Source organism: Novipirellula sp. (assembly GCF_041583735.1).
Taxonomy (GTDB): Bacteria; Planctomycetota; Planctomycetia; order Pirellulales; family Pirellulaceae; genus Novipirellula.
This window is the reverse complement of sequence record NZ_JBFHFD010000338.1, coordinates 1-9102: the sequence shown is the minus strand read 5'-3', so window position 1 is coordinate 9102 and position 9102 is coordinate 1. Positions and strand designations below refer to the sequence as shown.

Here is a 9102-nt window from a genome sequence, read left to right as displayed (position 1 = left end):
CTTTGAGTGCGATGAGAAATTAAGAAGTCGATCGTCAATTCACGAGCCTTTTCATTGTTCATCAAGAAACTATGCAGCACAGGCACGGTGTAAAACTGCTCCGCTCCGTCGAGTTGAGCTTCCTCCACGCTGACGACAAAATCACTGGCTCCGTCAACAAGCGGGTTTTGAATGGGGTTCGAGGAAAGGTCACCGGCGACAATTGCAAATGGAAACGGCGGTGTCGCCAAACGGTCTGCGAACGCTTGCCACTCGCCTCCCAGCTCGCGACAACCTTTGCCGGTGATGACGTCAAAGATCCCAGTGGCATTGATTCGCCGAGCGATCGCGGCGCCTTGGTTCGGTGGCCCCAACATGACCATCGACTCACATCGCGGCAATAGGTTCTTGGGATCTCCGTCTCGTTGCAGATCCCCGATCAGATGCCGCGTGACAATGTTGCCCATGCTGTGTCCAACAAAGCTGATACGAGTGTCCTCGGGTAACCCTTCGAGCAGTTCGCGAAGGGCTGCGGCGTGGTCGCCAATCGAACAACGTGTGCTGGCGTAAGAAAACCGAATGATCTCGGCGTCGTCGGTCACCCTCAGATCCTTTTCTATTTGCATCATCGAATGATGCGTTCGCATCAAACCGTGCAGCAGAATGACCACGCGTTCGCAGTTGGGTGCGGGAGAGGCTTTTGCAATCTGCTGGGCCAAACTGGTTTCACAGTGCTGGCGAGTCCCCCAGGTGATGCGAGTGTTATCTCGAGCCAGCAAACGCCAATGCCCCGTCAACGCATTTTGCTGAATGCGGTTTCCATCGACCCACGCATGGTCGGTCCAAACCTGGGTCCCCCCGGCCGTCTTGTTCAGGAAGGCCATTGGCGAGGAAGGCGTCGCCGGAGTTTCGTCATCGGTCGACGCTTCGGCGATCGGCGGATCCGTAGGTGATTGAGATCGCACGAGATTCGATTCCTGAGAAAGAAACAACAGAGCTAGGAGGCAGAAAATTCGCATGATCGTCGTTCGGGGATGAAAGAAAAAGCGAGTGATAAGCCTAAAGAGACCGCCGCTGGCCAATCACTTCGCAATTCTTCGAGAATTCTCATGCAATTCGAAAGGTCGTGGAACGTGCTACTTCCTACTGTTTTTCCTCTATCTGCTTTTCCTCTATCTGCTTTTCCTCTATCTGCTTTTCCTCTTTTGCTACGCTGTTGTCCGCAGCAGCCTGCTCCGCGTTCGTTTTCTTGCCTGCGGGGGCTTTGATCACGGCAGGCGGCTTTTTGCCTTGAGGGACAAATCGCATCGAGATCGAGTTGACGCAGTGGCGAGTGTTTTTGGCAGTGAACCGCTCGCCTTCGAAAACGTGGCCGAGATGCCCCTTGCAGTTACTGCAGACAATTTCGATCCGCACGCCATCGGCATCCAAATGTCGCTGGACCGCCCCTTTGATCTCATCATCAAAGCTGGGCCATCCGCAATGGCTCTCAAATTTGCTATCGGATTTGTATAGCGGAGCATTACATTGGCGGCAGATATAGAGCCCGGGGTCCTTCAAGTTGGTGTATTCCCCGATTCCCGCTCGCTCGGTTCCCTTGTGCAGAATCACATAAGCTTCGCGTTCGCTGAGCGGATTGAAAGCAAACGGAGCATCCGCCGCCTCCGTCGTTTCGGCTCCCGCGTCGTTTTGGAGCTGGGTGGAGGCATTGTCGGCCGGGTCGGCGGGAGCCGAGACGAAAGTCGCGGCGGTTTGCGGCGAGCCAGCCGATTCTGTGCTTGCGGCATTGCGGTTGGCGGCATCGCCGTTGGGCAGCGACGTGGTCGTTTCGCATCCAGCGAAACATCCGGCCAAAAGGAGGGGGAAAATGGCAGACAGTCTCAAGCGAATTCTCCTACGAGCGAATCATTAGTCATTTCGGTGTGAGATCGGATCTCCGATCGCTCTCCATTCTAGCCGCGAAATCGCTCCATGGGGCCCCCCTTTTTAGCCGCCCATTGTCGGCACGGCTTTCCAAGCCGATGGCGTTCCTTCACTCGCAGCAAGACCGCTTCATCGGCATCCCGTTCATTGCGACCACTGGTGCACCAACGGCGAGCAATTCGCCTCTCGCGGATCGGAGGCGTCTATGCCCCTCCTACAATGCTTGCAAGGCAAAATCTTTTAGGGAAGCCACGAAAAGTGTGGTAGGCTGGTTCCCCGATTTTGCGTTTCGATCCGCGTGCAACAGCAACGGCTCAACGCGACTCCGCTCTCTTCATTGCATATTGGGGCACCCAAGGCATGAACACTTCTTCTTCTCACAGCGGCACAAGTCCTTTGTCGACACGTTGGCTGGGCGTCTACCGCGATGGGCGACTGTACACTCAGCCTCGCGGCCGCCACGCACAGTTATGAAAACGGCTACGATATTCGCCGTATTCAACGGGCGCTGGGGCATGTGAATTTAGAAACGACGACGATCTACGTCCACATTGCCCGCCCGGGCGAAGCCATGTTGCCCAGTCCGCTGGACCAAATCGAGTCGTCCGCCACTCCGGATCCGACCGCGTCGATCGATGCCAAGCTGCTGTCAAAGCCAATCAAAACCCGTGAACGCAAACGGGCCGGAATTCTCAGGTTGCATTTCAAGCCCGAGTACGATTTGGCAGACGAATTGTTGTCGAGTCGGGTCACGATCGCCGTGCAGAACGGGGATCGTCCAATTTACTTTACGGGCATCACTGCGACGATGGAGCGACCAGGATTTGTGACGCTATCGATTCCGCCGGAGGAGCAGTGGAGTGACTCACTTCGCTGGCTCACAAGAGAACAGCAAGAGCGGTTTGCTACCGCGGAATTTTTCACAATGTTACAAATACAGATCACCGGCCGGTATTTGAGACTCCCTCAACGCTCGCCACCGAAGTAAGCGGTTGCTGATTGTTGCACCGGCAAGCTCTGGACAAAACCGTCGTGATCGCAAACAAGCTGGCTGCGGTTTCGCAAAGAGGGCAACGGGGAACTGGAAATGCATTCCACAAGCCGAACGAAATTTGCAGCAACGAGCAGTACCTCGTCAACAAAGATGGATTAAAATCAAGGAAATCAAAAACGAGACTCCAGCGCGGGGTCTCCTCCCCCATAAAGTACGACACCGAGTCGTACATAACTCCGTTGTGCGACCATGCGCTGTAAAAACTGCTCACAATCGTTTCGCGTGGTGACCGGCGGCATGGGTTCGTCGGGCCCTCCGGGCACGTACTTTCGTGTTGGCGTCGTTTTCGCGTTCATTTGCCTCACGCTGTTCCTGCTTGAGGTCTCCATCTGGCCTTGGGTATTCATGTTGTTTGCCGCAATGATGCTCGGCTGGTCATGGACGGCCGTCTCGGAGTGCTACAACCCTGACTGTCCGCATTGCAAATTCGAGAATGATCGCAAAATCATTCGCCCGTGGTCGCTATAGTTGTGCGGTCGGTCGCACAACATGGTTTTTACGCTAGGCCTGCGGCACACCTTGGCTCTTTGGCAACGGGCCATGGCATTGGTACAATTTCCGTGGTTCAGACATCGCTCGCTTCGTTCAGGGCGGTGTCGTAAAAACCTTCCGTTAGCCATTAGCCATGTCAAAACGCGACGCCTTTTACGACGAACTGTTCGATGGCGATAGCGTTCCTTTGTCCGACGACGACGAAATCAACGTGCAGAACGGCCGACGTTTGCTTGGGGCGGCTCTTGTTGGGCGCATGGACAACGCAATAGAAACTGCGCTGTCCACGATCGACGGTGATGGCGAATTCGCTTCAATGACCGACGAACAACGTGAAGCCGTTCGCAGCTTGATTCGGGAAACGGCATCGTTGATGCTCTTTAGCACATGCTCGCGGCTTGACCAATTCCCTGGATTTGATCTCGCAATCCACCTGCGCACATTGCCCACTGATGATCCTGCAATGACTGACTTTGCGATTGCGTCGGGCGATCACGATGAGTTGCATGCTGATTACTTCGACTGGATTAGAGACTTTAGTGATCACCTCGCCGAGGACGGCTAACACAGATTTGCCGCGGTCGCCTTCGTCCTGGGGGCGACGTGCGTCCCGTTGTTAAAATCGTCTCTTGTTCCAGCGTCGTCCGCTTCGTTTACGGCGGCGACGGCAAATCTTCCCGTTGTGCGACTCAATCAATCGAATGCCATTCGCTTGCAACGCCGAGATACTGCCTGACCAGTTGCGTGAATCGCCGTTGGTCTTTGACGCTTGGCTTGACGACGTCTGGGAATCCTACGTTCCGGCTGGCACTGCCTTCGCGCTCGCCCATGACTCTCGTGGTTCATGCAAACTCTGTCTTGCTGGCCCCGGCTTCCTCTCCACTCGCCCGAAGCTCCAACCCGGCGATGAGATACGCACTGGCACGATCGTCGCATACTTTTCTGCTGATGGTGAGGATATCCCCTATGGTCGACCATACTGTGACCTGCGGTATGGTGACTGAAATCGCAACGCACCGTCGCACAACATGGTTTTTACGCTAGGCCTTCGGCACACCTTCGTTTGTTGTTCAAGCCCCGCTGGGGTGGTAAACTTGTTCGTTGTTCATGCCGCTTTCTGTTGTCAGGGGCGGTGTCGTAAAAACCTTCCGTTAGGCGACCTCATCGAATCAATTGGACACTGAGATGCCGGTCACCATCACTAGCGATGCAGCTGGATTTGCGATGGATACCCAGCCGCCCATTTCTGCACGGTGGTCGGACGTCATTGAAATCGTCGCCTTCAAACGTGACCTCTTAACGACGGATATGATCTGCCTTGAATTCCAGCTCGACGATGGCACCTTCATCCAGACCGATGAGGATATGGTCGGCTATCGGCGATTTATCGCCATAGTTGAGTCGACGTTCAACCTCGCACCGAATTGGTGGTCAGATGTTGCATTTCCAGCATTCAAAACCAACACGTCAACCATTTGGTCAGCGTCAACGTAGCGCATGGTCGCCCAACATGGTTTTTACGCTAGGCCTTCGGCACACCTTCCTTGGTTGGTCACGCTCGCTGGCCTTGGTACAATCTCACGCAGTTCAGGCATCGCTCGCTTCGTTTAGGGCGGCGTCGGCCACACAACCCGTTGGGCGGCACCGCTCGAAAGGCAACCCGCAATGACACTCAAAGAGCTTGAAGAGAAAATCTCCCATCTGCCACCAGACGAACTTGCGAGGTTTCGTGAGTGGTTTCTGAACTTTGACGCAGAGCACTTCGACAAACGCATCGAAACGGATGCGAACGACGGACGTCTTGATTCTCTTGCAGAGGCGGCACTGCGAGATCACGCGGCTGGCAAATCGACGCCACTATGAATCATCATGCGAGCCCCGCGTTCTGGGAATGCTACAGGCAACTGCCCGAAGCCGTACGCAATTTGGCCGACAAGAACTTTGCCCTGCTCAGGGCTGACCCAATGCACCCGTCGCTGCATTTCAAGAAGGCGGGACGTTTTCGCTCTGTGCGCGTTGGCAGAAACTTTCGCGCTTTGGCCGTTGAGACCGATGATGGGTTGTTGTGGTTCTGGATTGGAAATCATGCGGAGTACGAACGCCTGCTCGGCGCGTAGGTGTCGCCTAACATGGTTTTTACGCTAGGCCTTCGGCACATCTTCCTTGGTTGGTCACGCGGGCTGGCCTTGGTACAATCTCTCGTAGTTCAGGCATCGTTCGCTTCGTTCAGGGCGGCGACGTAAAAACCTTCCGTTAGGCGGCCCAGAATGAGCCACGATTTTCCTAACGACGAAAATGGCAATGTGCTGCATAGCCTCATTAAACGCGGCGATCTGCTGACAAGTCCGCGTGAGATCAACTTCCATTTCGTCTTTCCTTCCCGATCGCTTGCTGTCGGCTTCATCGAAATCGTAACTGACAAACTGTTCCGCCTCGAATTGTCTTGGTCTGACGACCACGAACAGTGGCAGGTCACCGTTGTACAGTACATGGTTCCCGACCATTCGACCATTACCGCGTTGGAGAGTCGCCTGATGGACCAAGCACACCCGCTCGAAGGTACTGCTGATGGTTGGGGCTGTTTCGCAGTCAAGCCGTAGGGCCGCACAACATAGTTTTTACGCAAGGTCGCGGCTGTCGTCGTTGGAGCGTTTTTTGGTGGGCAAACATCAATCGCTTCGGTCGCGTTCCCTCTGGTGCAAGCTCGCGATCGCCTTCGCTGTTTGGCGACGAGCGATTGCCTTGGTAGACTCTTTCGTAGTTGAATATCGTTCTCTTCGTTTGAGAACGGCGACGTAAAAACCTCCCGTTATGTGCCACAGGTGGCGTTTGCTGTGATTCCCAACGACGTTGTTTCCTACCTTGAATCTGTTGAGGACGCCCATACCAAATGGGCGCGAGACCACGCTGGAGATACCGCTAAGAGTCTCTCCGAAATCGGAATTGCACCTGACTCGACAATCGCGGAGCTTTACACCCGTTTCGGTTGGTCGTTTCGCACACGTTCTGCACGTTACGAACTACTCGCACCCAGCGAGATTGCAGAGTGGACCGGTTACGCACACGACGAACTCGGTGTCCCGCGTGATTTTATCGCTTTGACTTCAAACGAGGGGCAAGGAATTTTCCTGATGGATCGAAACTCTGGCACGGTCTACGACGTTGCATACGGCCAATTCGACTCTCTCGAAAATGGCACACTGCCTCCCGTGGCGGAATCCTTCGCCGATTTTCTCGTTTGGTACGTTGGCGACGAGCAGCGTAGTGGCACATAACATGTTTTTTACGCTAGGCCTTCGGCACACCTTCCTCGTTTGGCCACGCGGGCTGGCATTGGTACAATCTTTCTTAGTTCAGGCATCGCTCGCTTCGTTCAGGGCGGTGTCGTAAAAACCTTCCGTTATGTGCCACAGCCGCGAACCTTCGTTGCGGCCGTTCGGTCTCACTCGATGACTTGCTTCTTAACTTGATGGATCAACTATGATCGAATCTGTATCCCGCTGGCTGCGTGACGGTGATGACCACACTGCGGCGGATCTCGTAGACCAATGCGATATCGAACCGCACTTTATTGACCTCTTTTTCGAGATAGGCGGTGGGCGCGACTACGAGGTTTACGACTTGGTTGTCGCCGCACCTCGTCCTGTTCACATCGCTCTTGAATCAAATTCGGAACTTTCAAATCTAATTGAAACCGCAATTCGTGGTTGTGCAGAATCCGAAGGAATGCAAGTTCGTGGAATCAACTGGATTCCGCGGACAGTTTCAGCTTCCGATGACTTGGATCGCGAACTCGGCCTAACCCTAAAGAGCCTCGACGCGGAACATGTCTCACGCTTTTGGCGTAAATGCCTCGATCGCAAATCGTCCGACCCAGACGGTGCGATTACTGCTGCGCGTTCTATGCTTGAATCTGTTTGCAAACACATCCTTAACTCACGCTCCATTCTATTTGACTACACGTCAAATCTTCCGTCCTTATTCCATGCAACCCTTGACTGCCTATCTCTTTCTCCCCGCCAACAAACGGACGACACGCTTCGACGACTTCTCGGTAATTGCCAGTCCATCGTGAACGGTCTCGCTTCGATTCGCAACGATATTGGTGACGCACACGGCAAGGTTGATGGCGAACTTACTGCGTCTGCATTGGAGGCTGAGCTTGCCGTAAATCTTGCCGCTTCGGTTGCAATGTTCGTGCTTCAACAATCGTCGGTGGCGACGTCGCCCGCAGCTTCATGTGGCACATAACATGGTTTTTACGCTGAGGCCCTCCGGGCACACCTTCGTTCTTTGGCAACGGTCGCTGACCTTGGTACAATTTCCGCAGTTCAGGCATCGCTCGCTTCGTTCAGGGCGGGTGTCGTAAAAACCTTCCGTTACACGCCAGACCCGAATGAGTAGTGACGACTGGTACCGCCGAACCACTTGGACCGAAACCGACCGCTCCGAGTTTCAGGCCCGCTTGAAACGCAGTCGCGGTGACTACCACAAAGCACAGTACCTTCGCATACAAGCTCATCACTTGGCTGCCGCGAAACAGACACTGGCTGCTATCGAACTGCTCGACCAGTTATTCGCCGACTTTCCGCACGAATCCCAATTAGCGTCCGCGCGCCTTCAATACGCCGAATGCATGTTGGCACTTGACCGCCTTGATGATGCTATTGCTTCGTACCGCTTGGCTTTTGCCGCAGAACAGGCGTACCCGAATTCCCGTTCACAACTTTGGTTGGACTATCCTTGGTTGCTCGTGACTCGTGGAATATCCCAGCACTACGACGAGATTGATACTTATCTCGAGTGGGGCGAACGCAAAACGACGTTTCCCGTCGAGGAATTTCGGTTGCAAACGATTCTGTCGTTTCGCGCTGACGATTCCGGCGATTCTAACGCAGCCACCGCCCATGCTCAGGTCGCACTTGCTGCAGCAGCGAAACAACATTCAGGATTCGTTCCGCATCCAACGGTCGGTCTCGTCGGGAACCCTGAACCCACAGTTCTGGATCGTTTGCAGCGGCTAGCTGGCGTGTAACATGGTTTTGCCGCAAGGGCATTCGGCACGCCTTCCTTCTTTATTCACGCGGGGTCGCGTAATACAATCATGTGTAGTGCCGACGTCTTTTGCTTCGTTTGGGGCGGCGTCGGCAAAACCTCCCGTTGTGCGAGCGAATCCATGGACGTCCCATCGCAATTCGCGCGTTATCCATGTGGGGATTATTTCGCATCGTCTTTCGCGGAACATGGCCACTGGTGTGAACCGTCGCAGTTATGGGTCATCCTTCCAGCACGACAAATCGAAGAACTAACTGACTTTGACGGATCGCCCTTGGACTTCCTGCGTGTCGGTGATGCAGGCGTGAACGGAATCCCCTTTGGCTACCGGATTGGGCACGCTGGCGTTTGGGCCTACTATCCGATCGATAGTGACTTTGTCTTCATCGCGTCTTCGGTCCAGGGACTTGTCGACCGATGGGACGCTGGCAAAGTGACGCTCTGACGACGCACAACAATGTGTGGCCGCGGAGTTGCGGCATCCATGCCGCAAACGCCTTCCTCTTCATTCCACGCGGGCTCGCGTTGTATAATCATTTGGCTGGCCAACGTCTTTCGCTTCGATCAGGGGCGGCGTCGGCCACACAACCCGTTAGGCG

13 protein-coding genes are annotated in these 9102 nt (G+C 54.6%); 11 read left to right on the top strand and 2 right to left on the bottom strand.

Annotated features, from left to right (window positions below):
- Together ABX962_RS21745 and ABX962_RS21740 are read right to left on the bottom strand one after the other, a co-directional pair.
- Window positions 1-944 (bottom strand): esterase/lipase family protein (locus ABX962_RS21745; RefSeq protein ID WP_372722255.1); only part of this gene is annotated, 944 nt, incomplete at its 3' end.
- Window positions 945-1122: 178 nt separating this feature from the next.
- Window positions 1123-1863 carry a methionine-R-sulfoxide reductase gene (locus ABX962_RS21740; protein ID WP_372722253.1) on the bottom strand — a complete coding sequence of 247 codons (741 nt, stop codon included), beginning with the start codon at window positions 1861-1863 and terminating at the stop codon, window positions 1123-1125.
- Between the two features lie 466 nt (window positions 1864-2329).
- Here ABX962_RS21740 and ABX962_RS21735 point away from each other — a divergent pair, with 466 nt between their 5' ends.
- The 11 genes from ABX962_RS21735 to ABX962_RS21685 all read left to right on the top strand — a co-directional run bounded on the left by ABX962_RS21735 (window position 2330) and on the right by ABX962_RS21685 (window position 8948).
- Window positions 2330-2890, top strand: coding sequence for a tyrosine-type recombinase/integrase (locus tag ABX962_RS21735; RefSeq protein ID WP_372722251.1), 561 nt, complete (start codon window positions 2330-2332; stop codon window positions 2888-2890).
- Between the two features lie 691 nt (window positions 2891-3581).
- Window positions 3582-4013, top strand: a complete 432-nt coding sequence (locus tag ABX962_RS21730; protein ID WP_372722250.1) for a hypothetical protein — start codon at window positions 3582-3584, stop codon at window positions 4011-4013.
- Window positions 4014-4149: 136 nt separating this feature from the next.
- Complete coding sequence (locus tag ABX962_RS21725) at window positions 4150-4452, top strand: hypothetical protein (RefSeq protein WP_372722248.1); 303 nt, start codon at window positions 4150-4152, stop codon at window positions 4450-4452.
- A 181-nt stretch (window positions 4453-4633) separates the two neighbouring features.
- A complete protein-coding gene (locus tag ABX962_RS21720; RefSeq protein ID WP_372722246.1) occupies window positions 4634-4942 on the top strand; it encodes a hypothetical protein in 309 nt (102 codons plus the stop codon).
- Between the two features lie 171 nt (window positions 4943-5113).
- Window positions 5114-5311 carry a hypothetical protein gene (locus ABX962_RS21715; protein WP_372722244.1) on the top strand — a complete coding sequence of 66 codons (198 nt, stop codon included), beginning with the start codon at window positions 5114-5116 and terminating at the stop codon, window positions 5309-5311.
- On the top strand, window positions 5308-5565 hold the full coding sequence (locus tag ABX962_RS21710; protein WP_372722242.1) for a hypothetical protein: 258 nt from the start codon (window positions 5308-5310) through the stop codon (window positions 5563-5565). Before ABX962_RS21715 ends, ABX962_RS21710 begins: the two co-directional genes overlap by 4 nt.
- 150 nt (window positions 5566-5715) lie before the next feature.
- Window positions 5716-6048, top strand: a complete 333-nt coding sequence (locus ABX962_RS21705; protein WP_372722240.1) for a ribonuclease E inhibitor RraB — start codon at window positions 5716-5718, stop codon at window positions 6046-6048.
- 234 nt (window positions 6049-6282) lie between these two features.
- Window positions 6283-6723 (top strand): hypothetical protein, encoded by a 441-nt coding sequence (locus ABX962_RS21700; protein WP_372722238.1) that lies wholly within the window; start codon window positions 6283-6285, stop codon window positions 6721-6723.
- A gap of 205 nt (window positions 6724-6928) precedes the next feature.
- On the top strand, window positions 6929-7699 hold the full coding sequence (locus ABX962_RS21695) for an abortive infection family protein (protein WP_372722236.1): 771 nt from the start codon (window positions 6929-6931) through the stop codon (window positions 7697-7699).
- Window positions 7700-7844: 145 nt separating this feature from the next.
- Window positions 7845-8483, top strand: coding sequence for a tol-pal system YbgF family protein (locus ABX962_RS21690; protein WP_372722234.1), 639 nt, complete (start codon window positions 7845-7847; stop codon window positions 8481-8483).
- Window positions 8484-8624: 141 nt separating this feature from the next.
- Window positions 8625-8948, top strand: coding sequence for a hypothetical protein (locus ABX962_RS21685; RefSeq protein ID WP_372722233.1), 324 nt, complete (start codon window positions 8625-8627; stop codon window positions 8946-8948).
- The last annotated feature ends 154 nt before the right edge of the window (window positions 8949-9102 follow it).

Coding starts and splice junctions, on each gene's coding strand:
- ABX962_RS21735 (WP_372722251.1), top strand. CDS start 2,330: ATGGGCGACTGTACACTCAGCCTCGCGGCCGCCACGCACAGTTATGAA.
- ABX962_RS21730 (WP_372722250.1), top strand. CDS start 3,582: ATGTCAAAACGCGACGCCTTTTACGACGAACTGTTCGATGGCGATAGC.
- ABX962_RS21725 (WP_372722248.1), top strand. CDS start 4,150: ATGCCATTCGCTTGCAACGCCGAGATACTGCCTGACCAGTTGCGTGAA.
- ABX962_RS21720 (WP_372722246.1), top strand. CDS start 4,634: ATGCCGGTCACCATCACTAGCGATGCAGCTGGATTTGCGATGGATACC.
- ABX962_RS21715 (WP_372722244.1), top strand. CDS start 5,114: ATGACACTCAAAGAGCTTGAAGAGAAAATCTCCCATCTGCCACCAGAC.
- ABX962_RS21710 (WP_372722242.1), top strand. CDS start 5,308: ATGAATCATCATGCGAGCCCCGCGTTCTGGGAATGCTACAGGCAACTG.
- ABX962_RS21705 (WP_372722240.1), top strand. CDS start 5,716: ATGAGCCACGATTTTCCTAACGACGAAAATGGCAATGTGCTGCATAGC.
- ABX962_RS21695 (WP_372722236.1), top strand. CDS start 6,929: ATGATCGAATCTGTATCCCGCTGGCTGCGTGACGGTGATGACCACACT.
- ABX962_RS21690 (WP_372722234.1), top strand. CDS start 7,845: ATGAGTAGTGACGACTGGTACCGCCGAACCACTTGGACCGAAACCGAC.
- ABX962_RS21685 (WP_372722233.1), top strand. CDS start 8,625: ATGGACGTCCCATCGCAATTCGCGCGTTATCCATGTGGGGATTATTTC.